The sequence below is a fragment of the Phreatobacter oligotrophus genome, from assembly GCF_003046185.1.
GTDB lineage: Bacteria > Pseudomonadota > Alphaproteobacteria > Rhizobiales > Phreatobacteraceae > Phreatobacter > Phreatobacter oligotrophus.
Genome location: NZ_PZZL01000002.1, coordinates 156,584 through 179,037 on the forward strand (window position 1 = coordinate 156,584; position 22,454 = coordinate 179,037).

A 22,454-nucleotide genomic window follows, 5' to 3' on the forward strand; every position below is an offset into this window, starting at 1 on the left:
CTTATGGCGTCGTCGCTCGACTTCGACTGGCATGATGGCAAGGCTGCTTCAAACCTAAGAAGCATGGCTTCAGCTTTCCCGAGGCGGTCGGCGTCTTCGCGGATCCGGCACGGATCGACTTTGACGTCACGCGGCCGGGAGACGGCGAGGACCGGAGGAAGACGGTCGGGATGCTCGACGGCCGTCTGATGACGGTGGTCTACACGCGACGTGACGCGATCCACTGGATCATCTCGGCGAGGCGCGCCAACCGGACGGAGGCGAGACGTTATGGTCAAGGCTAGACTGATCATCGACCCGAGTAATCCGCCGCGGCTGTCCGATGAGACCCGAGCCCGCCTAGACGCCATGACGCCGGAGGAGATCGAGCAGAACGCGCTCGACGATCCGGACAATCCGCCCTCCACCGAGGAGGAACTGGACCGCGGCGTTGCCGGCCGGCGGGTCCGCTTGCTGCGCCAGTCGCTGAACCTCAGCCAGCCGCAATTCGCCGAGCGCTACCGCATCAATCTCGGCCGCCTGCGCGACATCGAGCAGGGCCGCACCATGCCGGACAGCGCCTTCCTCGCCTACATCACGGTCATCGAGCAGGAGCGCGAGGCGGTGGACCGGGCGCTGGCCTCCTAACGGCGTCAGGCCTGCCCATCGGTTGCGTCTCTGGACCGGAGCGCCGGCCTGTCTCTATGGAGGGCGGACCGTCTCCTTGCATGAGCCCGCCCCATGTCCTCGCAGACCGACCTTTCCGGCCTCCTCGTCGTCTCCGTCGAACAGGCGGTGGCCGCTCCCTATGCCGCCTCGCGGCTTGCCGATGCGGGCGCCCGCGTCATCAAGATCGAGCGCGACGAGGGCGACTTCGCCCGCCGCTACGACAAGGCGGTGGACGGCGAGAGTGCCTATTTCGTCTGGCTGAACCGCGGCAAGGAATCCGTCGTCCTCGACCTCAAGGATGCGGGCGACCAGGCGGTGCTGGCGGCGATGATCGCCAAGGCCGATGTCTTCATCCAGAACCTCGCGCCGGGGGCGCTGAAGCGCATCGGCTTCGATCCGGCCGACCTCAGGGCGAAGCACCCCCGCCTGATCACCTGCTCGATCTCCGGCTATGGCGAGGAAGGCCCCTGGCAGCACCTCAAGGCCTATGACCTGCTGGTCCAGGCCGAGTCGGGCCTCTCCGAGATCACCGGCGAGGGCGACAGCCGCGCCCGCGTCGGCGTCTCGGTGTGCGACATCGCGGCGGGCATGACCGCCTTCCAGGCGATCCTGCAGGCGCTGATCGGCCGCTCCATCACCGGCGAGGGTCGGCACATCGCCGTGTCGCTCTATCACGCGCTCGCCGACTGGATGAACGTTCCCTACCTCCAATATGCCTATGGCGGCATCTATCCGCCGCGTTCGGGCCTGAACCACCCGACCATCGCACCCTATGGCGCCTATCCATGCGCCGACGGCAAGGCGATCCTCTTCTCCATCCAGAACGAGCGGGAATGGGCCTCGCTGTGCGAAAACGTGCTGGACGACGCCGCGGTCGCGACCGACCCGCGCTTCGATGCCAATGTGAAGCGCGTCGCCAACCGCGCGGCCCTCGATGCGATCATTCTCGCCGCCTTCGCCCGCCACCCCCGCGAGGCCGTGGTCGAGAAGCTGGAGAAGGCGAAGGTCGCCTATGGCCGCGTCTCGTCGCTGGATGACCTCAAGGTGCACCCGCAGAACCGCTACATGGAGGTGGACACGCCCGCCGGCCGCAAGCGGATGCTGGCGCCCGGCGCGCTCCACGACGGCACGGTGCCGCAATTCGGGCCGGTGCCCGCGCTCGGCCAGCACACGGCAGCGGTGAAGGCCGAATTCGGCGGGTGATTGAATTGGACCACTGATTGGACTATTTTTGTCGCAGCCGCGAGGAGGCTGCGATGAAAGTGTCCGTCAGCGATGCGAAGGGTCAACTGACCGAACTCGTTCGTCGCGCCGAAGCCGGTGACGACGTCATACTGACGCGTCACGGACAGCCTGCCGTTCGTCTCGTCCCCATCGCGCCCAAGCCAACCATTGCGGAGCGTCGCGCCGTCCTTGCTGCCGTACGCGCAGCGGCGGCCCGTCGGCAAAGCGCGGGCCCCTCTGCGGCCCGAAGCCAGGATTTTCTCTACGGCGATGACGGCCTTCCGGAATGATCGTGGTCGATACATCGGCACTGATGGCCATCGTTCTCGATGAGCCGGGTTCGGACGCCTGCGCAACGATCCTCGAAGCGGAAGAGGATTGTCTGATCAGCGCAGGAACGCTCGCTGAGGCCATGATCGTCGCCGATCGCCGGAACGTCTTGGACGCACTGTCCGCAATCCTTGACGGCCTCGCCATCGAAGTGGTCCCGGTCACCACTGCTACCGCCCGCGATGTCGCATTAGCCTATCAGCGGTTCGGCAAGGGGGTTCATCCCGCGGGCCTGAATTTCGGCGATTGCTTCGCCTATGCGCTCGCGCGCGTCCGCGGCTGCCCGCTGCTCTTCGTCGGTGACGATTTCCGACGTACCGACATCACATCTGCCATCAGGCCCTAAAGCTCACCCCGCCGCGGTCGCCTCCCAGCCGCCGCTGGCGCGCTGGAAGAGGATCGGCGTGGCGTTGCGGCGTAGCTCCGTGTGGAGGTCGACGCCGGTGAGGGCGGCCAGCACCAGCAGCACGCCGCCATGGGAGACGAGGAGAAGGTCGCCCTCCGGATCGTCCTCGCGGGCGAGCCAGCGGGAAAGGCCGTGGCCGGTGCGGTGGACGAAGGTCTCGAGGCTCTCGCAGGCCGGCGGATCGACGCGCCAGTCGAGCGTGCCGACCGGCGTACCGAAGAGGCCGATATACATGCGCTCCTGCAAGGCGGCGTCCGGCTCCGGCGTGATGTCGCGGCCATCGGTGACGACGGCGGCGGTGCGCCAGGCGCGCATCATCGGGCTCGCCACGACGCGGGAAATGGAGGCGAGCGCAAGGATCGAGGCAGCCTCGGCAGCCTGGGCCTCGCCGGCGGCGTTCAGGGGCGTTTCGGGAAACTGGTAGACGCCCTTGCGGTTGCCTTCGGTCTCGCCGTGGCGAAGGAAGATGAACCGCGACAGGCGCGGCCGGAAGGGGATGGCGCGCACCAGGTCCTGGATGGCGTCATATCCAAGGGTTGGCGCGACCTGAGTCGGGGTTCCGCTGGCCAAGGCTCTCTCCGGGGGCGTCACGAAGCGCGCTGCAATGGACCAGCCGTGCGGCGATGTCAAAGGGGCGAAGCCTCCTCCTCCACCGTTCTTCCCCTCGCCATTCGACCAGCCTTCCGCTAGCTAGGGCGCCATGACGACCGAGACCCAGCGCCCCTCCATCCGCGAGCGCATCCGCGCCATCGACGCCGGCGAGCCGGTGATCGCCGCCCATTTCCTCAAGGACGAGGCCGCCCTGCTGCTGGCGAGCGGCGAAGTGGTGCTGGCGGGCGCCTCCGACCGGCGCATCAGCCTGCACGAGGGCGGCATTCTCGACAGCGCCTCGGACGGCGCGGTGCTCGTCACCGGCGGCGATGACGGCCGGGTGGTTGTTCTGGACGGCAAGGGTGAGCCGCGCACGGTGCATGACAGCGGCGGCACCTGGATCGACCGGGTGGCGGTGGGTCCCTCCCGCAGCCTTGCCTGGAGTGCTGGCCGCACGGTCACCTACAAGCCGGAGAAGGGCGAGACGAAGAGCCTGTCGCTGCCCTCCGCCTGCGGCGGCATCGCCTTCTTCCCCAAGGGCCAGCGCCTGGCGCTCGCCCACTACAACGGCGCGACGCTCTGGTATCCGAATGTCGCCGGCGAGCCGCAGAAGCTCGAATGGAAGGGCTCGCATCTCGGCATCACGGTGAGCGCCGACCAGCGCTTCGTCGTCACCACCATGCAGGAGCCGCAGCTCCATGGCTGGCGGCTCGAGGACGGGCAGCACATGCGCATGTCCGGCTATCCCGGCAAGGTGCGCTCCTTCGCCTGGACGCAGGGCGGCAAGTTCCTTGCAACCTCCGGTGCCAGCGAAGCCATCCTCTGGCCGTTCAGCGGCAAGAACGGGCCGATGGGCGTCAATCCGACGATGATCGCCCCCGCCGCCAAGGCCGGCATCAAGGTGACGCAGGTCGCAGGCCATCCGGCGGCCCCGGTGATCGCCGCGGGCTTCGCCGACGGTCTCATCCTGCTCTGCCGCATCGAGGACGGCGCCGAGATCCTGATGCGTGAGCCGGATGGCGATGCCATCACCGCGCTCGCCTGGCGCGCCGATGGGAAGGCCGCCGCCTTCGGCACCGAAGGCGGCAAGGCCGGGCTCGCCCTGCTCTAGGCGCCGCCCGCCGCGCGCGCCTGGGCGATGCCGAGGACGCGCTGGTAGACGCGGCCGACCACCAGCAGGACGAGGCCGAGGCCGATGAAGGACAGCGCCCGCCACAGGCCGGTCAGCCCCGCCATGTCGATGAGGAAGACCTTGAGCACGGCGAGCGCGACCAGCGCCGCCGAGGCGAGGCGGAGCGTGCGACTGCCGAGATAGGCGCCCGCGCCCAGCAGGGCGAGGCCGAAGGCGAGCCAGACCGCCGAATATGCGTAGAGCTCGGCATCGCCGATGCCCCAGAGCGACACCCACCCGCGGAAGAGCATGGCGACGACGATGTTGGCGTAGGTCACCAGCATGGCGAGGCCGAAGAGGCCCATGATCCGCCCCTCCATCATCCGTCCGGCGCGGCGGTCGAAATAGGCCGCGGCAAAGGTCAGCACCGCGCCGAAGCCGTAGCCGAGCAGCGCCCAGTTGACGATGGCATGGGTGCCGACCGGACGGCCGGTGAGCCAGGGATTGAAGGCAAAGCCCATGACCACCGCGATCCAGGCCCAGGAGGCGAAGCGCGCGACGACGAGGGCATTGTCCCAGAGCGCGCCGCTGCGCCAGGCGGAGAGGCGCGACAGGCCGAGGCCGAAGGCGAGCATCGTGACGGTGTGGGTCGCCGCTTCCGGGAAGGTCAGCGGCGCGGCGTGAAGGCGCATCCCCGCGGCCCCGAAGGCATGGCGCACCTCGACGATGACAAGCAGCGCGGTGAAGACCATGGCGAGCCCTTCGAGGATCGCCACCGGCTCATCCTCGCCGCGCCGGCGGCGCAGGAGGATGGAGGCCGCGACCGCCGCGAGGGCGGGAAGGCCATAGCCGGGGAGCAGCCAGTTAAAGATGATGGTCTCGCCGACATCGGCGCCGTTGATGGCGGGATCCCAGATGACGCGGGCGAGGACGCCGATGCCGGCCAGCGCCGCCACCCAGCGCAGCTGCGGCAGGGGGCGGAACGTGTAGACCCAGGCGATGCCCGCCACCATGGCGGCAAGGGCAAGGGTCAGCCAGGCGCGCTCGAGCAGCAGGGTGAGCGCGAAGGCGACCGCCGCCAGCGCGCCGATGGCATAGATAGCGGCGGCGGAGGCAAGACCAGGCCTCTGGCCGGAGCGCAGCCGGTGCGCCGCCTCCGTCGCCACGGCGAAGCTCGCGGCGAGGACCATGGCGATGGCGGCAAAGCGCGGTGAGATGACGAAGCCCTCGACCTTGCCATAGACGATGGCGAGCACGGCGAGCGGCATGGCGACGGAGGTCGCCGCGAGGATGAGGACGGTGGCCGCCTCGCGCTGGCGGCGCATCACGGTGATCGCCGCAGGCCCGATGCCGAAGACGAGGCCGAAGGCGAGACCCGCCCAGCCGATGCGGGCCAGCACGTCCGGATAGTCGGGCGGCATGCCGAGCGGATCCAGCATGGTGGAGGGCTTCACGCCGGTGACCCAGCCGAGCAGCACGAGGAGGGCAAGGACCCCGGTGGCCGGCACGGCCAGCACGACCGTGGGCGTGCGCCAGACGATGCCGAGGACGCCCAGCGACAGGACGAGATAGAGCCCGACGGCCGCGAGGTCCTGCCGGCTCTCCATCACCGCCAGCATGGCGAGGAGGGCGAAGGCAGCGAGGATGGCCGTGGCGTGCCCGTCCATGCCGCGCTCGCGCGGCGGCACGAAGCGGATGCCGGGAACCACCAACAGCGCCGCGGTGACGATGCCGGCCAGCGCCTGGATGAGGCTCGGATAGGCGCCGCCGCCGGTGCCGATCATGGTGATGGTGCCGAGGGCTACCGCCAGGGTGGTGGCGGCGCCGCGCAGCCAGGGCCAGTCGCGGATCCAGGCGAGGGTGAAGCAGGCGGCGGTGATGATCGCCGCGTAGATCGGGAAGATGTAGGGGTTCGGATTGGCCGAGGCGACCAGGAAGGGCGCGGCGAAGGCGGCGACGAGGCCGATGGCGCCGAGCAGCGGTCCGTGCAGGCCGGCGAGCACCAGTGTGCCCATGGCCACAGCCGCGAGCGCGACGAAGGTGAAGGCCGGGCCGATGAAGTCGTAGAGCGCGTGGGCGGCGTAGATCGTGCCGAAGGCGGCGACGGCGCCAGCCCCGGTCAGGGCCGCCGGAATGTCGGCGAGCGGCAGGGTGGGCAGGCCCTTGTCACTGCGGCGCAGCCATTCGCCACCGGCGAGCAGCGCCAGCGCGAAGAGCAGGCCGAAGGTGATGCGCAGGCCCGGGCCGATCAGCCCGGCCTCGATGGAATAGCGGACGAGGAAGAGGCCGCCGAGACCCAGTGCCACGGCACCGATCCAGACGGCCCAGCGCGAGCCGATCGTCTCCTCGAAGCCGCCGAGATTGGAGGGCGGCGGCGGGGCGGGAGGCGCGGGCGGAGCGGGATCGATCGCCTCGAGCGGGGCGCTCGCTGCGACCGAGGGAACGCTGCGGCGGGCGGCCATGGGTTCGGGCGCACCGAGCGGCTCGGCCGCAGCTGGCGCAACCACTTCCGATGGCGGTGCTTCGGCGGGAATGGCGTCGGGCGGGGCCACATAGGCGACGGTGGGATCCGGGGCCGGGACAGGCGCGATCGCCGCCGCCTCTCCGGCCGCAGCCGCGCGGGGAGCAGCATCGAGCGCTGCCCGCACCAGGGTCAGCTCGGTCTCGACCTGCCGGATGCGCATCTCCGCGATGTCGAGACGCCGCTTCGCCTCACCGCTGCGCATGAAGGCGACGATCGTCAGGATCGGCAGGGCGAGAACGGCGGCGAGGCCGAGCAGGATGGCGAAAACGAAATCCATCGGGTGATGCACCGTCGATCAGCATGACGACCGCGGATCGCGGCCCTGCGGAGCGGTGTGAGCCATGATGGTTTCCGGCCTGTGGCGTCCGCTGCGTCGAATGTGACGTCAGTCCCTTGCCAATCCCTTAGGAGATACCGCGGTCAGCGGACCAACTTGGGCGTGCGGCACACCAGGCGGATCGCGCTGGCCATCCGGGCGCGGTAGTCGACGGGGTCGGCGGCCTTGTGGGTGATCCCCAGGGACAGGATGATGAGATGTCCGGCGAGATCGTCGGCACTCAGCCCCTCGTCCGTCCAGCGGGCGGGAATGCCGGCCATGGCCAGCGCCTCGGCCACCTCGGTCGCAAGGTCCTTTTCGAAGTCCCGTACCAGCGGGGCGACCAGGGCCTCGCAGGCGGCCATGATGTCGCTCATCACGGCAGAGCCGATGGTGGTCGTGTGGGCCGTACAGAAGGCGTCGAGCACCCGCGTTTCCACCGGGACACCCTGGCGTCGCAACAATTGGCCGGTCCGCTCGCGGAACATCGTGAGCGCGCGATCGACCGCCGCGATGAAGACATCCTCCTTGGAGGCGAAGTGCAAGGCGAGGCAGGCGCGGGACACGCCCGCCGCACGTGCAATGTCATCCAGCGAGCAGTTGCGGAAGCCGAGGCGGGCAAAAACGGTATCGGCCGCATCGAGGACCAGCGCGCGATGCGGGTCCCCCTCTATGGTTGCGGCCGGAACTGCTTTGATCATGGCCGTCCAACTAGCCATATTCCTCTACACTGTACAGTCGGAGGTCGGTATTTCTTATCGTCGCAGCCGCAGCGCGAAGGGCACGCCCTCGAAAGCATCGGCGCCGCGACCGATTCGCTGGATCGCCGCCGCCATCCGTCCGTTCCGCCCGAGCATGGCGTCGGCGATGGTGACGAGACGCAGGTTCGGCGTGGCGCTGGGGCTCAGCCGGCGGATCTCGTCGGCGAGCATCTCCTCATCCGCTTGCGGGTCGATGGCGCAGGCCGTGATGTAGGCGGCCGCCGTCGAGCGGCTGATGCCGGCCCAGCAATGAACCACCAGGGGGCTGGCCTCGGCATGGGTGCGCCACCAGCCGTCGACGAAGCCGAGCAGGCGCTCCACATGGGCCTCGGCGGGGGCGATGTAGCCGTCCATCGGCGTGACGATGTCGTTCATGCCGAGGAAGAGATGGTCCTCGGGCGCGATATTGCGCGGCCGCTCCACCACCGTGCCCTGGTTGATGAGCGTCACGACGTGCCGCGCTCCGGTCGCCTCGACGGTGTCGGCGAGACGGGACAGCGAGCAGACATGGACGTGCATGGAGCGAATCTCCCGTGGGTCGGCCGGAGCTTGGGCCGGAATTGTTGCAGGCATGATGCGACGGCGCGCGATGCAGGATGACGCAGGCCGGCGCTCAGGGCGACAGCAGCGCGAAACGATCGAGGAAGGCGGTCTTGGCCGTCTCGGCGTCCATCGGCACCAGCACAGGGGGTACGCCTTTGGCGCCGCCATAGATCCCGGTCGGCCGGCCAAACAGCGTCGAGGCCTCCTCGACGCCAAAACCGGCGAGCTGCGTCGCCTCGAGGAAGGCCGAGACGTGGTCGGCCTTCTTGGTGAGCGTGGTGATCTCGGCCGGGACTTCGGCCGGCAGGCCAAAGCGGATGTGGATCGCCGCCATCAGCCGCTTCTCGACCGCCTTGTAGTCGCCGCCGATGACGCCCTTGAAGGGCGAGATCATGTCGCCGATCACATATTCGGGCGCATCATGCAGCAGCACGGCGAGGCGCCAGCGGCGCTCCAGGCCCGGCTTCATGCGGCAGGCAATGTCCTCCACCAGCAGCGAGTGCTGGGCCACCGAGAAGCCGTGGGGGCCCGTCGTCTGGCCGTTCCAGCGGGCGACGCGGGCAAGGCCATGGGCGATGTCCTCGATCTCGACATCGAGCGGCGAGGGATCGAGCAGGTCGAGGCGGCGGCCGGACAGCATGCGCTGCCAGGCGCGCGGCGGCTTGCTCCGGGGGGACGGCGAGCGGGAGGGTGTCGGACTGGACGTCATGGCCCTTCCTGCCTGCTTCGCGGCAGGGCGGCAAGACGGTCGGGACCGCGCCATGGCGGCAGCAGCCATGGACGGGGGAACGGCTTCGGGCTAACCGGGTTGTGCCCATCGCGCCCGCCGCGCGTGCCGAGGATCCTGCATGACGACAAACGACCCAGGCCATCTGCCAGGGCCCATCACCGACCGGCCGCGGCCACGGCGCATCGCGCTGGTGGACGTGGCGCGCGGCGTCGCCCTCGTCGCCATGTTCATCTACCACTTTGCCTGGGACCTCTCCTTCTTCCGCCTCATCACCACCGACATCGTGGCGCATCAGGGCTGGAAATGGTTCGCCCATGGCATTGCCGGGTCGTTCCTGGCGCTGGTGGGCGTGAGCCTCGTCCTCGCCAGCCGTGATGGCCTCGACCGGGCGGGTTTCCTGAGCCGGCTGGCCTTCGTCGCGGGCGGTGCGGCGCTGGTCACGGCAGGCACCTACGCCTTCATGCCGGACGCCTATGTGTTCTTCGGCATCCTCCACCACATCGCGGTGGCGAGCGTCCTCGCCCTCCCCTTCCTGGCGCTGCCGCTGCTGGCGGTGGCGGGCGCGGCCATCACTGCCTTCGCGCTTCCGGCGCTCCTCCGCCATCCGCTGCTCGACAGCGACCTCCTGCTGTGGCTCGGCCTCAGCGACCGTCCCATCAATTCTGGCGACTTCGTGCCGCTCTGTCCCTGGTTCGGCTGCGTGCTGGCCGGCGTGGTGCTGGCGCGGCTGGTCCTGGCGCGGGGCGGCGAGGCGCGGCTCGCGGCGGTCCCGACCGAGGCGCCACCGGCGCGGCTGCTGGGCTGGATGGGCCGGCACTCCCTGCCGATCTACCTGATCCACCAGCCGGTCTTCATCGGCCTGCTCTCGGCCGTGGTCTGGCTGTTCCCCGCTGCTGTCCAGCCCCGTCCCGCAGCCTTCGATCCGCAGGTGCGCCCGTTCATCGCCGCCTGCGTGCAGAGCTGCACCGCCAACGGCCAGGACCGCGACCTCTGCCAGGACGCCTGCGACTGCACGGTGGACGGGCTGAAGCGCGACCGCCTGTGGAGCCAGGCGCTCGGCGGCCAGATGAGCACGGCCGAGCGCAATCGCGTCGCCGAGATCGCGCGGGTGTGCCTCCGGGGGGAGTGAGGGGCGGGTCTCACCGTCCTTGGACCTGCAGGGAGGCCACCCGCTGACAGGCTCGCGCCCGATCCCGAGGCTCCGCTTCACCTCTCCCCGGCGGGGAGAGGTCGACGAGCGCAGCGAGGCGGGAGAGGGGGTAAGCCTTCCGCGGATGACGCGAGGCCCCCTCTCCCGGCCTCCGGCCGACCTCTCCCCGCCGGGGAGAGGTGGGGGGCAGCGGGTCGCCGGGACCTCGCGCACGAACCTCATCGTCATGCCCGGGCTTGTCCCGGGCATCCACGACTTGAACTCAGCGGCAGCAAGAGAAGTCGTGGATGCCCGCCACAAGGGCGGGCATGACGGGTGGAGGGTCGTTGGACGCGCCGCGTGGGCACACAGCTGAGACGACAGCCCCGCTCACCCCAGAGCCTTCACCTCTTCATGCCGGAAGCAGCCGACGACATGGTCGTTGGTCATGCCCACCGCCTGCATGAAGGCATAGACGATGGTCGGCCCGACGAAGGTGAAGCCCCGGCGCTTGAGGTCCTTGGAGATCGCCTGCGCCACCGGCGTCTCGGTGGGGATGCGAGAACGGTCCAGATGGTCGGGCTGGAGCGGCCGGCCGTCGACATAGGACCACAGGTAATCCGAGAACCCCTCGCCGCGCGCCATCATGTCGCAATAGATGCCGGCGGACTTCACGGTGCCCTCGATCTTGGCGCGATTGCGCACGATTCCGGGGTCCGCCATCAGCGCCTCGATCTTCTCCGGGCCGTAGCTTGCGACCAGGTCGGGGCGGAAACCGTCGAAGACCTTGCGGAAGTGCTCGCGCTTGCGGAGGATCGTGATCCACGACAAACCCGCTTGAAATCCATCGAGAATAAGCTTCTCGAACAGGGCGCGGTCGTCGCGCTCAGGGACCCCCCAGTCGGTGTCGTGATAGGCGACATAGGGCGGATCGTAGCCAGGCCACCAGCACCGCGGCTTGCCGTCTGCATGATCGGTGAGCAACATCCGGACCTCCTGCCGATTTATTTTACACTTAAAATATTTTTCGCAGGTGGGGTTGTTCGCGAAAATTCCACGGCGATAATGCCTTCGCATTGGCCGCGACCACGGACAAGCCCGGGAGCGGTCGTCGACCCGAGCAACGCTCGGGGTGGGAGGTTTTCGATGAAGCGCATCCTTCTCTCTCTGGCGTTGGGAGCGGCCGCGCTGTCGGCACCCGCGCAGGCCCAGGAGCCGATCCGCATCGGCGTGATCCAGACCCTGTCAGGTCCCGGTGCCGTCCTCGGTCAGCAGGCGCGCGACGGCCTGCAGCTCGCCGTCCGCCATCTCGGCGGCCGCATGGGCGGGCGCGAGGTCCAGGTCATCGTCGTCGACGACGAGCTGAAGCCGGATGTCGCCGTGCAGCGCGTACAGGCGCTGATCGACCGCGACAAGGTCGATTTCGTGGTCGGCCCGATCTTCTCCAACGTGCTCCAGGCCATCCACCAGCCGGTGGTCAGCTCGCAGCGCGCCTTCCTCATCAGCGCCAATGCCGGCCCGTCCAGCTATGCCGGCCGCGGCTGCCACGAGAACTTCTTCGTCACCTCCTACCAGAACGACCAGGTGCACGAGGTGCTCGGCGCCTATGCCCAGCGCCAGGGCATGCAGAAGGTCTTCCTGATGACGCCGAACTACCAGGCCGGGCGTGACGCCATGGCCGGGTTCAAGCGCCATTTCCGCGGCCAGGTGGTCGACGAGGTCTATGTCCCGCTGAACACGCTGGACTTCTCCTCCGAACTCGCCCGCATCGGCTCCTCGGGCGCCAACGGCATGTTCACCTTCATGCCGGGCGGCATGGGCGTGAACCTCGTGCGCCAGTATTCGCAGGCCGGCCTCACCCAGCGCGTGCCCTTCCTGTCTGCCTTCACCGTCGACGAGTCGACCCTGCCGGCCCAGCAGGACGCCGCCGTCGGCATGATCGCCGGCATGACCTGGGCGCCGAACATGGACAATCCGCAGAACAAGAAGTTCGTGGCGGATTACGAGGCGGCCTTCGGGTCGGTGCCGGGCTCCTACGCCATGCAGGCCTATGACGCCGCCATGCTGATCGACAGCGCGGTGCGCGCCACCAATGGCAACCTGTCGAACCGCGATGCCGTCCGCGCCGCCCTGCGCAAGGCCGACTTCGTGTCTCTGCGCGGCCGTTTCCGCTTCGCCAACAACCACTATCCGATCCAGGACTTCTACACGGTCCGCGCCGCCAAGCGCGCCGATGGCAAGTTCCAGACGGAGATCGTCGAGCGGATCTTCGAGAACTACACGGACGTCTACGCCGCCCAGTGCCAGATGCGCTGGTGATCTGACACGCGATCACCCTCTCCCCTCGTGGGAGAGGGTGGCAGCGTCAGCTGCCGGGTGAGGGGCCGCCTGGTCCTCACCGACATCCATCGCCACCGCTTCCGCGGCCGGCATCCTGTTGCCCGCCCTCACCCGGCGCCTCCGGCGCCACCCTCTCCCACGAGGGGAGAGGGTTTCCGATCGGCCTGCGATGTCCTCCACGCTCCTCATCATCCAGACGCTGAACGGGCTGCAGCTCGGCGTGCTGCTGTTCCTGATCGCCGCCGGCCTCACGCTGGTCTTCGGCGTGATGGACTTCATCAACCTCGCCCACGGCGTCCAGTACATGCTGGGGGCCTATCTCGCCGCCATGTTCGTGCCGCTCACCGGCAGCTTCGTGCTGGGCCTGATCCTGGCGCTCGCCACGGCCCTGCTGGTCGGCCTGCTGCTGGAGGTCGTCGTCATGCGGCACCTCTATGACCGCGACCACCTCGAACAGGTGCTGGCGACCTTCGGCCTCATCCTCTTCCTCAACGAGGGCGTGAAGATCATCTGGGGCGCCGCGCCCCTGCAGGTGCCGATGCCGCAGGCGCTCTCCGGCACGATCCGCATCGCCGACGGCGTGCTCTATCCGGTCTGGCGGCTCGCCATCATCGGCTCGGGGCTCGCGGTGGCGGTCGTGCTCTGGCTCGTCGTCACCAAGACGCGGGTCGGCATGCTCATCCGCGCCGGGGCCACCAATGCGCCGATGGTCTCGGCGCTCGGCGTCGACATCCGCCGCCTGTTCATGATCGTCTTCGGCTTCGGCGCCATGCTCGCGGGCTTTGCCGGCGCCATGGCCGCACCGGTCCTCTCGGTCGAGCCGGGCATGGGCGACAACCTGTTGATTTTGGCCTTCGTTGTCATCGTCATCGGCGGCATCGGCTCCATCCGCGGCGCCTTCATCGGCGCGCTGCTTGTCGGCCTCGTCGACACGCTGCTGCGCTCCTTCTCGGTCGACCTCCTGCGCCTCGGCGGCCTGTCGCCCTCGGATGCGCGCACCATCGGCCCGGCGATCGCCTCCATGTCCATCTACATCCTCATGGCCGCCGTGCTGTTCTTCCGGCCGACCGGCCTCTTCCCGGCCAAGGGCTGACCGATGGCCGAGACCCCCGTTCCCCCCGTGATGCCCGCCGCCCCGCCGCTCTGGCGGCGGATCTGGCTCCCCGTCCTCGTCTTCGCGCTGCTCGCCATCGTGCCGCTGATCTGGGGCGAGCGCTTCATCCTCGGCCTCGTCACCCGCGCCATGATCATGGCGATCGCCGCGCTCTCGCTCGACCTCATCCTCGGCTATGGCGCGCTGGTCTCCTTCGGCCATGCCGCCTTCCTCGGCATCGGCGCCTATGCGGTGGCGATCCTCTTCAGCCACGACATCGTCGATGCCTCCATCGCCTTCCCCGTGGCGATCCTCGCGGGGGCCCTCTTCGCCCTCGTCACCGGCGCCATCTCGCTGAAGACCCGCGGCGTCTATTTCATCATGATCACCCTGGCCTTCGGGCAGATGGCGCTGTTCACCGCCACCAGCCTCTCGGCCTATGGCGGCGACGACGGCCTGAGGATGTTCCACCGCTCCGAGGTCTTCGGCTCGCGCCTGCTCGCCAATGACACGACCTTCTATTTCGTCGTGCTCGGCACGCTGCTCGGCTGCTTCCTCCTGCTCAAGGCCATCGTCGCCTCGCGCTTCGGCCGGGTGCTGCGGGGGGCGAAGGAGAACGAGCGGCGGATGCGCGCGGTCGGCTTCGATCCCTTCCTCTATCGCCTCGCCGCCTATGTGCTGGCCGGTGCGATCTGCGCGCTGGCCGGCGCGCTCTTCGCCAATCTCGGCATGTTCGTCGCCCCCGCCTACATGACCTGGCAGCGCTCGGGCGAGTTCATCGCCATGGTGGTGCTCGGCGGCATGGGCACGCTGATCGGCCCGATCATCGGCGGCATCGGCGTGACGCTGGTCGAGGAATGGCTCGCCCAGATCACCCAGCACTGGAAGGTCATCTTCGGGCCCATGGTGATCCTCGTCGCCATCTTCGCCCGCGGCGGCATCGTGAAGCTCCTGTCGCGGGGAGACCGGTGATGACATGGCACCGCGTCCCAGCGCCGACCACGCCGCATCGACACCTCTCCCCGGCGGGGAGAGGTCGATCCGAGAGAAACGAGGATCGGGTGAGGGGGAGCCTTCGCATCGACCGGATCACAGCCCCCTCTCCCGGCCTTCGGCCGACCTCTCCCCGCCGGGGAGAGGTGACCGGGCGCGCCAGCGGATCGCGCCCATGACCGCCTCACCCTCCTCCCCCGTCCTTTCCCTCTCCGGCCTGCACAAGAGCTACGGCGCGCTGAAGGTCACCGACGGCGTCAGCCTCGACGTCAGGCCCGGAGAGCTCCACGCCATCATCGGCCCGAACGGCGCCGGCAAGACCACGCTGATCGGCGAGATCACCGGCGAGGTGGCGCTGGATGCCGGCACCATCACCTTCTGCGGCGAGGACATCACCCGCCTGCCCATCCATCAGCGGGCGCTGCGCGGCCTCACCCGCTCCTTCCAGATCACCCAGGTCCTGCCCGGTTTCACGGCTCTGGAGAATGTCGCCACCGCCGCGCAGGCCCATGACGGCTCGTCCTTCCACTTCTTCCGCCGGGCCTCGTCCGAATCCCACCTGAACCGCGTCGCCCTGGACGCGCTCGCGCAGGTCGGCCTCGCGCCCCGCGCCGGCATGGTCGCGGCGAGCCTCTCGCACGGCGAGAAGCGCCAGCTGGAACTCGCCATGGCGCTCGTCTCATCGCCGAAGATCCTGCTGCTCGACGAGCCCATGGCCGGCATGGGCCGGGAGGAGACCGAGGGCATGGTCGAGGTGCTGCTGGCGCTGAAGGGCCGCTATCCCATGGTGCTGGTAGAGCACGACATGCACGCGGTGTTCCGCCTCGCCGACCGCATCTCCGTGCTGGTCTATGGCCGCGTCATCGCCTCCGGCACACCGGAAGTGGTCAGGGCCGATCCCGCCGTGCGCGAGGCCTATCTCGGCGAGGAGGATTTCGCGTGAGCGAGCCCGACATCGCCATCGACGCCGAGACGCGCCTCGCCCACCAGCCCAGGGACTCGCGCCCCGAGCTCAGGCTCTGGCTGCGGCTCCTCACCTGCACGACGATGATCGAGCGGGAGATCCGCCGGCGCCTCGCCGAGCGCTTCCAGATGACCCTGCCGCGCTTCGACCTGCTCGCCCAGCTCGACAAGTCGCCGGAGGGCATGACGCTCGGCGAGATTTCGAAGCGTATGATGGTCACCAACGGCAATGTCACCGGCCTCGTCGCGCGCATTGCCGAACAGGGCTTCGTCGAGCGCCGCCGCGACGCCACGGACGGGCGGGCCCAGCGCATCGTCATGACGGCGGAGGGCCATGAGCAGTTCGCCCGCATGGCGCGCGAGCATGGCGCCTGGGTGCGCGAGCTGCTGGCTGGGCTCGATCCCACCGAGCGCGAGGTGATGATGGGCCTGCTCGCCAAGACCAAGGCCGGCGTCGCGCGAGCCTCGGCGGCGCGCGAGGAGGCGGAGGACTGAGATGCTGACCGTCTCCAACCTCGAGGCCGGCTACGGCGACGTGCAGGTGCTGTTCGGCGTCTCGCTGAGCGTGAAGGCCGGCGAGGTCGTGACTCTGCTCGGCCGCAACGGCATGGGCAAGACGACGACGATCAAGTCGATCTTCGGCCTGATCCGCCCGGCGGCCGGGGCCGTCGAGGTCGAGGGCGTGGCGCTGGCCGGCCAGCCGCCCTTCCGCGTGGCGCAGGCAGGCCTCGGCCTCGTGCCGGAGGGCCGGCAGATCTTCCCGAACCTTGATGTCGAGGAGAACCTCGTCGCCACCGCCGCCAACCGCACCAAGCGCGAGCAGGCCTGGACGCTGGAGCGCGTCTACGCTTTCTTCCCGCGGCTGAAGGAGCGGCGGCGCAACATGGGCACGCAGCTCTCGGGCGGCGAGCAGCAGATGCTGGCCATCGGCCGGGCGCTCATGACCAATCCGAAGCTGCTCGTCCTCGACGAGGCCACCGAGGGGCTCGCGCCCGTCATCCGCGCGGAGATCTGGGCCTGTCTCGCGCGCCTCAAGCAGGACGGCCAATCGATCCTGGTGATCGACAAGAACGTCGACGCTCTGGTCAAACTGGCGGACCGGCACCTGATCCTCGAGAAGGGCCGGATCGTCTGGGAAGGGACGAGCGGCGACTTCCTCGCCAGTCCCGACCTGAAGGATCGCTACCTGCACGTCTGACCCGTGCCCGCCTTGATCGGAGCCGCCATGGCCACCCCCCTCGCCGAGACCATCGCCCGCGAATACGGCACGCCCGCCGTCGTCATCGACATGGACAAGGTGGAGGCGAACATCGCGCGGGTGCAGGCCCAGTGCGATGCGCAGGGCCTCGCCAACCGGCCCCATATCAAGACCCACAAGAGCCCGGAGCTCGCCAAGCTGCAGGTCGCCGCCGGCGCCAAGGGGATCACCTGCCAGAAGATCGGCGAGGCGGAGGTCATGGCCGCCGCCGGGCTCGACGACATCCTGATCAGCTACAATCTCCTCGGCGAGGAGAAGATGAACCGGCTGGGGCGCCTGCTGGAGACGGTCAGCGTCACGGTCGCCGCCGACAATGCCACCGTGGTCGGCGACCTGCCGAAGGCGGCGGCGGTGGCGGGGCGCCCGCTCGGCGTCGTCATCGAATGCGACACGGGCCGCAAGCGCGCCGGCGTCGAGACGCCGGGCGAGGCCATCGAGCTCGCCAAGCTGGTCGCCGCCTCCCCCGGCCTCCAGTTCCGCGGCTTCATGATGTACCCGACCGAGGACGGCTGGCCGGAGGCGCAGAAGTTCCTCGACACGGCGCTGGCCGGCATCCGCCTCGAAGGGCTCGACGCCGAGATCATCTCCACCGGTGGCTCGCCGAACATGAAGAACATCGGCAAGCTGAAGGGCGCGACCGAGCACCGTCCCGGCACCTACATCTACAATGACCGGATGCAGGTCGAGGTCGGCGTCGCCACCCTCGATGACTGCGCGCTCACCGTCTACTCGACCGTGGTGAGCCGCGCCGGCGCCGATCGCGGCATTCTCGATGCCGGCTCGAAGACGCTGACCGCCGATCCCGGCGGCGGGCTCGACGGCTACGGCCTCATCCTCGAGCATCCGGAAGCGCGCATCGCCAAGTTCGCCGAGGAGCACGGCTTCCTCGACCTTTCGAAATGCAACGAGCGGCCGAAGGTCGGCGACATCGTGCGCATCGTGCCGAACCATGTCTGCGTCGTCGTCAACATGGTCGACGAGGTGGTGATGGTGCGCGGAGACGAGATTGTCGGCATCCTGCCGGTGGCCGCCCGCGGCAAGCTCAGGTGAGGAGGGACGCATGACCCCGGAAGAGAAGCTCGCCCAGATGGGCCTCACCCTGCCGCCGACGCCGACACCGGCGGGCAATTACGTGCCCTTCAAGCGCGACGGCGCCATCGCCTATCTGGCGGGCCAGGGCCCGCGGAAGGCCGATGGCTCGCTGCACACCGGCAAGGTCGGGGCCGACGTGACGGTCGAGACGGCCTATGAGCACGCCAAGCTCGTCGGCCTGCAGATCCTCGCCTCCGCCAAGGCCGCGGCGGGCGGCGACCTGTCCAAGGTCGAGTTCCTGAAGGTGCTGGGCATGGTCAATGGCACGCCGGATTTCGGCGACCATCCCCGCGTCATCAACGGCTTCTCCGATCTCATGGTCGCGGTTCTCGGTGACCGCGGCCGCCACGCGCGCTCGGCGGTGGGCATGGGCTCGCTGCCCATGGGGATCACCGTGGAGATCGAGGCAGTCATCCGGATTCACAACTGAGGGGTGGGGGCAATTGCCCTAGCTGCTCCTCGACGATCCAAGCCCCTCACCCTTCCCTCTCCCCGCAAGCGGGGAGAGGGGGACTTCGACGTCGCGATCGTCCTCAGTCGTCGTGCCAGGCGCTGACGTCGTCCATCGAAAAGCTGCGGTGTTGCCCCCTCTCCCCGCTTGCGGGGAGAGGGAAGGGTGAGGGGCTTCTGGAAGCACCGAGGCTGGACGCGTCGATCGCCACCTCTCTCCGCGTCATGGCCGGGCTTGTCCCGGCCATCCACGACTTGACTACCGCCGTCAGAAGAAGTCGTGGATGCCGGGCACAAGGCCGGGCATGACGATTACGTCGAGGCAGGAAGGCAGGAATGCCCCACCCTGACCCTCCCCTCTGGCGAGGGGAGGGAGACCACGGCGTCGAGCCGAGTTCTCAACGGTTGGGCCTGGCGCGGCCGTCGCCAAACAGTCGGGACATCATGGTCCCCCTCCCCTCGCAGAGGGGAGGGTGCGGGTGGGGCATTCCCCATCGCCCCCTATCATCCGCCCCTACTCCGCGACGACCGCCGTCGCCTCGATCTCGATCTTTGCCGCCTTCTCCACCAGCCGCACGACCTGCACCACGGCCATGGCCGGATAGTGCTGGCCGAAGACGTCGCGATAGGCGCGGCCGAGACCCTTCAGGTTCGCCTGGTATTCCTCGACATCGGTCACGTACCAGGTGAGGCGCACGACATGGTGCGGCTCGGCGCCGCCCTCGGCGAGGATGGCGCGGATGTTTTCGAAGCACTGGCGCGCCTGGTCGACGAACGCCTCGGGGAAATTGCCCATGATGTCCCAGCCGACGACGCCGCCGGTGACGACGAGGCGGCCCTTCGCGCTCATGCCGTTGGCATAGCCGCGCGGCACCGGCCAGCCCTGCGGATTGAGGGTGACGGGGCGCACATCCTCGTCGGGGATGCTGAGGGGAATGACGGGCTTCAGGGTCTGGCTCATGATCTCTCTCTGAAACGCCTTTGGGGCGCGCCTGTTCGGCGGCCTTACTCGGCCGCCTTGGGCAAGCCGGCGGAGGATGCCTCGCCGGCCTCGCGGGCGGCGCGCTCGCGGAGCGCGAAGCGCTGGAGCTTGCCGGTCTCGGTGCGCGGCAGGCTGGGAACGAAGGCGATCTCGCGCGGGTACTTGTAGGGCGCGATCTCGTTCTTCACGAAGCTCTGGAGCTCGACGACGAGGGCCGGCGTCACCGTCACGTCGGGCTTCGGCACGACATAGGCCTTGACGATCATGCCGCGCTCGGGATCCGGCTGGCCGACGACGCCGGCCTCCGCGACGGTCGGATGGGCGAGGAGGGCTGCCTCCACCTCGGGGCCGGCAATGTTGTAGCCGGCGGAGACGATCATGTCGTCGTTGCGCGCCTGGTACCAGAAATAGCCGTCCTCATCGCGGACATAGGTGTCGCCGGTGACGTTCCAGCCGTTGACGACATATTTCCGCTGACGGTCGTCGGCGAGGTAGCGGCAGCCGGTGGGGCCGCGCACGGCGAGGCGGCCGGGCTTGCCGGGGGGAAGGTCCTCGCCGTCGGCGCCGATCACCTTGGCCTCGTAGCCGGGCACGGGCTTGCCCGTCGCGCCGGGACGGATCTCCTCCTCGGGCGCGGAGATGAAGATGTGCAGCATCTCGGTGGCGCCGATGCCGTCCATCAGCTTCAGGCCGGTCGCCTCCTCCCAGGCATCGAAGGTCGCCTTCGGCAGGGCCTCGCCGGCCGAGACGCATTTGCGCAGCGAGCGCCAGTCATGGTCGCGCAGGTTGGGGATCATGGCGCGGTAGGCGGTGGGCGCGGTGAAGCAGATGGTCGGCTTGTAGGTGGCGATGGCCGGCAGGAGGTCACCGGGCGAGGCCTTCTCCAGGAGCACGGTGGAGGCGCCGACGCGGAAAGGGAAAAGAACGAGGCCGCCGAGGCCGAAGGTGAAGGCGAGTGGCGGCGAGCCGATGAAGCGGTCGTCGGGCGTGGGCTTGAGGACGTTCCGCGCATAGGCGTCGCAGATGGCGAGCAGGTCGCGGTGGAAATGCATGGTGCATTTCGGCTCGCCGGTGGTGCCGGAGGTGAAGCCGAAGAGGCAGACATCGTCGCGCGCCGTGTCGATGGCGGTGAAGGTGGGGGCTGCAGAAGCGGCGAGCGCCTTGAGTTCCGAGAAGCCGACGATCCGCTTCAGGAAGCGCGAGGAGCCGGCGGTCTTGGTCAGTTCGTCCATCAGCCGGTCGTCGCAGAGGGCCAGCGCAATCTCCGCCCTGTCGACGATCTGGCCGAGCTCCTTGGCGCGCAGCAGCGGCATGGTGGCCACCACGATGCCGCCCGCCTTGATGACCGCGAGATAGGCCGCGACCATGGTCGGGTTGTTCGGCGCGCGCAGCAGGACGCGGTTGCCGGGCACGAGGCCAAGGGGGCCGGTCAGCACATTGGCGATGCGGTCGATTTCCGCCGCGAGGTCCGCATAGGTCCAGTGGGTACCGTCGGGGGCAAGAATGGCGGTGCGCTCTCCCCTGCCCTCCGCCACGTGGCTATCGACGAAGGCGGTGACGCAGTTGAGCCGCTCGGGATAGGCGAGCTCCGGCCGCTCGAAGAGGAAGGCGGGCTGGAGCTCCGCCGGCGGCAGGCCGCGCGCCGCGAAGCTGTCGACATGGGCGGAGGCCACGCCGGTTTTGAGCTGCACCACCGATCCTGCCACCGATCCCGTCATCGGATGCTCCTATTCGGCTGCCTTGGGGAAAGCCGCGGCCTCGGCCTCGGCGAGATGGGCCCTGGCGATGACGACCTTCTGGACTTCGGTCGCCCCCTCGTAGATGCGCAGGGCGCGGATCTCCCGGTACAGTTCCTCCACCTTTTCGCCCTTCTTGACGCCCAGGCCGCCGAAGACCTGGATCGCCCGGTCGATGACCTTCTGGGCATTCTCGGTGGCGACCATCTTGGCGATGGCCGCCTCCTTGGTGATGCGGGGCTTGCCCTGATCCTTCGCCCAGGCGGCGCGGAAGACGAGCAGGGCCGCGGCCTCGAGCTCGGCGACGCTGTCGGCGAGGGAGGCTTGCGTCAGTTGGAGGTCGGCGAGCGGCGCGCCGAACATGATCCGCGACTTCGCCCGGCGCGTCGCCTCGTCGAGGGCCCGGTAGCCCATGCCGAGGGCAGCGGCCGCGACGGTGGGGCGGAAGATGTCGAGATTGGCCATGGCCATGGCGAAGCCGCCGCCGGCCTTGCCGATCAGCGCGTCGGCGGGCAGGCGGCAATCGTCGAAGACGAGGGTCGCGAGCGGGTGCGGGGCGATGACGTCAATGCGCTCGGCGATGACGAGGCCGGGCGCGTCGGCGGGCACGATGAAGGCGGAGATGCCGCGGGCGCCTGGCGCCTCGCCGGTGCGGGCGAAGACGACATAGCGGTCGGCGATGCCGCCATTGGAGATCCAGGTCTTCGAGCCGTCGAGCCGCCAGCCGCCGTCGGCCGTCCGTGTGGCGGTGGTCGCCATGGCGGCGACGTCCGAGCCGGCATCGGGCTCGGAGAGGGCGAAGGCGGCGATCGCCTTGCCGTCGCGCACCGGCGGGCAGCAGAGCGCTTTCTGCTCCGGCGTGCCGAAGAGCGAGACGACGCCGGTGCCGAGGCCCTGCATGGCGAAGGCGAAATCGGCGAGGCCCTCGACATAGCCGAGGGTCGCGCGGGTGATGCAGAGGGTGCGCACGTCGAGGGCAGGAGTGAGCCCGCCCTGCTCGCCGGGCACGCAGGCCTTCAGCCAGCCCGCCTCGCCCATGGCGGCGACGAGGCGGCGGCAGGAGCCGTCGACATCATGGTGATCGACGAGGCCGGGAACGGTCCGGGCCGCCCAGTCGGCCAGACGCGCGGCATAGTCGCGGTGGCGGTCCTCGAAGAAGGGCAGCGACAGGAGGTCAGCGGGGAGCATTTCAAGGCCTCCGGGCGAGACCACCTCTCCCCGGCGGGGAGAGGTC

The 22,454-nt window shown here is 69.1% G+C and carries 23 protein-coding genes and 1 pseudogene; 15 read left to right on the forward strand and 9 right to left on the reverse strand.

Features of this window, described 5'->3' with window-relative positions; genetic code table 11:
* Nucleotides 1-68: 68 nt before the first annotated feature.
* From C8P69_RS24550 to C8P69_RS04690, 5 genes and pseudogenes are all read left to right on the forward strand, one after another.
* A pseudogene (locus C8P69_RS24550) lies at nt 69-284 on the forward strand (BrnT family toxin); the annotation flags it as partial.
* Nucleotides 271-627 carry a helix-turn-helix domain-containing protein gene (locus tag C8P69_RS04675; RefSeq protein ID WP_108174713.1) on the forward strand — a complete coding sequence of 119 codons (357 nt, stop codon included), beginning with the start codon at nt 271-273 and terminating at the stop codon, nt 625-627. The pseudogene C8P69_RS24550 and the gene C8P69_RS04675, both read left to right, overlap by 14 nt.
* Before the next feature lie 93 nt (nt 628-720).
* Complete coding sequence (locus C8P69_RS04680) at nt 721-1,851, forward strand: CaiB/BaiF CoA transferase family protein (protein WP_108174714.1); 1,131 nt, start codon at nt 721-723, stop codon at nt 1,849-1,851.
* 53 nt (nt 1,852-1,904) lie between these two features.
* Nucleotides 1,905-2,162, forward strand: coding sequence for a type II toxin-antitoxin system Phd/YefM family antitoxin (locus C8P69_RS04685; protein ID WP_108174715.1), 258 nt, complete (start codon nt 1,905-1,907; stop codon nt 2,160-2,162).
* Nucleotides 2,159-2,548: a type II toxin-antitoxin system VapC family toxin gene (locus C8P69_RS04690; RefSeq protein WP_108174716.1), complete on the forward strand. Its 390-nt coding sequence runs from the start codon at nt 2,159-2,161 to the stop codon at nt 2,546-2,548. The genes C8P69_RS04685 and C8P69_RS04690 overlap by 4 nt, the downstream gene beginning before the upstream one ends.
* A 3-nt stretch (nt 2,549-2,551) precedes the next feature.
* Here the strand turns inward: C8P69_RS04690 and C8P69_RS04695 are convergent, their stop codons facing one another.
* Complete coding sequence (locus C8P69_RS04695; protein WP_170118120.1) at nt 2,552-3,178, reverse strand: histidine phosphatase family protein; 627 nt, start codon at nt 3,176-3,178, stop codon at nt 2,552-2,554.
* 130 nt (nt 3,179-3,308) lie between these two features.
* On the opposite strand from C8P69_RS04695, the gene C8P69_RS04700 reads away from it, so the two are divergent.
* Entirely contained in the window at nt 3,309-4,310 is a 1,002-nt protein-coding gene (locus tag C8P69_RS04700) for a WD40 repeat domain-containing protein (RefSeq protein WP_108174718.1), read from the forward strand.
* Here the strand turns inward: C8P69_RS04700 and C8P69_RS04705 are convergent.
* From C8P69_RS04705 to C8P69_RS04720, 4 genes are all read right to left on the reverse strand, one after another.
* Entirely contained in the window at nt 4,307-7,111 is a 2,805-nt protein-coding gene (locus C8P69_RS04705; protein ID WP_108174719.1) for a DUF2339 domain-containing protein, read from the reverse strand. The two genes, C8P69_RS04700 and C8P69_RS04705, sit on opposite strands and share 4 nt — an antisense overlap.
* 143 nt (nt 7,112-7,254) lie before the next feature.
* Complete coding sequence (locus tag C8P69_RS04710; protein WP_170118121.1) at nt 7,255-7,851, reverse strand: TetR/AcrR family transcriptional regulator; 597 nt, start codon at nt 7,849-7,851, stop codon at nt 7,255-7,257.
* A 54-nt stretch (nt 7,852-7,905) separates the two neighbouring features.
* On the reverse strand, nt 7,906-8,430 hold the full coding sequence (locus C8P69_RS04715) for a tyrosine phosphatase family protein (protein WP_108174721.1): 525 nt from the start codon (nt 8,428-8,430) through the stop codon (nt 7,906-7,908).
* A 94-nt stretch (nt 8,431-8,524) separates the two neighbouring features.
* Nucleotides 8,525-9,163 carry an HD domain-containing protein gene (locus C8P69_RS04720; RefSeq protein WP_108174722.1) on the reverse strand — a complete coding sequence of 213 codons (639 nt, stop codon included), beginning with the start codon at nt 9,161-9,163 and terminating at the stop codon, nt 8,525-8,527.
* 139 nt (nt 9,164-9,302) lie between these two features.
* Here C8P69_RS04720 and C8P69_RS04725 point away from each other — a divergent pair, with 139 nt between their 5' ends.
* On the forward strand, nt 9,303-10,313 hold the full coding sequence (locus C8P69_RS04725; protein WP_108174723.1) for an acetyltransferase domain-containing protein: 1,011 nt from the start codon (nt 9,303-9,305) through the stop codon (nt 10,311-10,313).
* Nucleotides 10,314-10,703: 390 nt separating this feature from the next.
* On the opposite strand, the gene C8P69_RS04735 is transcribed toward C8P69_RS04725, so the two are convergent.
* A complete protein-coding gene (locus C8P69_RS04735; protein ID WP_108174724.1) occupies nt 10,704-11,300 on the reverse strand; it encodes a DNA-3-methyladenine glycosylase I in 597 nt (198 codons plus the stop codon).
* 159 nt (nt 11,301-11,459) lie between these two features.
* On the opposite strand from C8P69_RS04735, the gene C8P69_RS04740 reads away from it, so the two are divergent.
* From C8P69_RS04740 to C8P69_RS04775, 8 genes are all read left to right on the forward strand, one after another.
* The gene (locus C8P69_RS04740; RefSeq protein WP_108174725.1) at nt 11,460-12,632 is read left to right on the forward strand and encodes an ABC transporter substrate-binding protein; all 1,173 of its coding nucleotides are present in this window, start codon (nt 11,460-11,462) and stop codon (nt 12,630-12,632) included.
* A 190-nt stretch (nt 12,633-12,822) separates the two neighbouring features.
* Complete coding sequence (locus C8P69_RS04745; RefSeq protein WP_108174726.1) at nt 12,823-13,746, forward strand: branched-chain amino acid ABC transporter permease; 924 nt, start codon at nt 12,823-12,825, stop codon at nt 13,744-13,746.
* A gap of 3 nt (nt 13,747-13,749) precedes the next feature.
* Nucleotides 13,750-14,718, forward strand: a complete 969-nt coding sequence (locus C8P69_RS04750) for a branched-chain amino acid ABC transporter permease (protein WP_245901868.1) — start codon at nt 13,750-13,752, stop codon at nt 14,716-14,718.
* 196 nt (nt 14,719-14,914) lie between these two features.
* A complete protein-coding gene (locus C8P69_RS04755; RefSeq protein ID WP_108174728.1) occupies nt 14,915-15,682 on the forward strand; it encodes an ABC transporter ATP-binding protein in 768 nt (255 codons plus the stop codon).
* Complete coding sequence (locus C8P69_RS04760; RefSeq protein WP_245901869.1) at nt 15,679-16,197, forward strand: MarR family winged helix-turn-helix transcriptional regulator; 519 nt, start codon at nt 15,679-15,681, stop codon at nt 16,195-16,197. Before C8P69_RS04755 ends, C8P69_RS04760 begins: the two co-directional genes overlap by 4 nt.
* A gap of 1 nt (nt 16,198) precedes the next feature.
* A complete protein-coding gene (locus C8P69_RS04765; RefSeq protein WP_108174729.1) occupies nt 16,199-16,900 on the forward strand; it encodes an ABC transporter ATP-binding protein in 702 nt (233 codons plus the stop codon).
* Nucleotides 16,901-16,927: 27 nt separating this feature from the next.
* Nucleotides 16,928-18,010 (forward strand): D-TA family PLP-dependent enzyme, encoded by a 1,083-nt coding sequence (locus C8P69_RS04770; RefSeq protein WP_108174730.1) that lies wholly within the window; start codon nt 16,928-16,930, stop codon nt 18,008-18,010.
* A gap of 10 nt (nt 18,011-18,020) precedes the next feature.
* Nucleotides 18,021-18,482, forward strand: a complete 462-nt coding sequence (locus C8P69_RS04775; protein WP_108174731.1) for a RidA family protein — start codon at nt 18,021-18,023, stop codon at nt 18,480-18,482.
* Nucleotides 18,483-19,016: 534 nt separating this feature from the next.
* Here the strand turns inward: C8P69_RS04775 and C8P69_RS04780 are convergent.
* Genes C8P69_RS04780 through C8P69_RS04790 form a run of 3 tightly spaced genes read right to left on the reverse strand, consistent with a single transcriptional unit; the run spans nt 19,017 to nt 22,408 of the window.
* On the reverse strand, nt 19,017-19,463 hold the full coding sequence (locus tag C8P69_RS04780) for a RidA family protein (RefSeq protein WP_108174732.1): 447 nt from the start codon (nt 19,461-19,463) through the stop codon (nt 19,017-19,019).
* 44 nt (nt 19,464-19,507) lie between these two features.
* A complete protein-coding gene (locus C8P69_RS04785) occupies nt 19,508-21,202 on the reverse strand; it encodes an AMP-binding protein (protein ID WP_108174733.1) in 1,695 nt (564 codons plus the stop codon).
* 9 nt (nt 21,203-21,211) lie between these two features.
* Nucleotides 21,212-22,408: an acyl-CoA dehydrogenase family protein gene (locus C8P69_RS04790; protein WP_108174734.1), complete on the reverse strand. Its 1,197-nt coding sequence runs from the start codon at nt 22,406-22,408 to the stop codon at nt 21,212-21,214.
* Between the last annotated feature and the right edge of the window lie 46 nt (nt 22,409-22,454).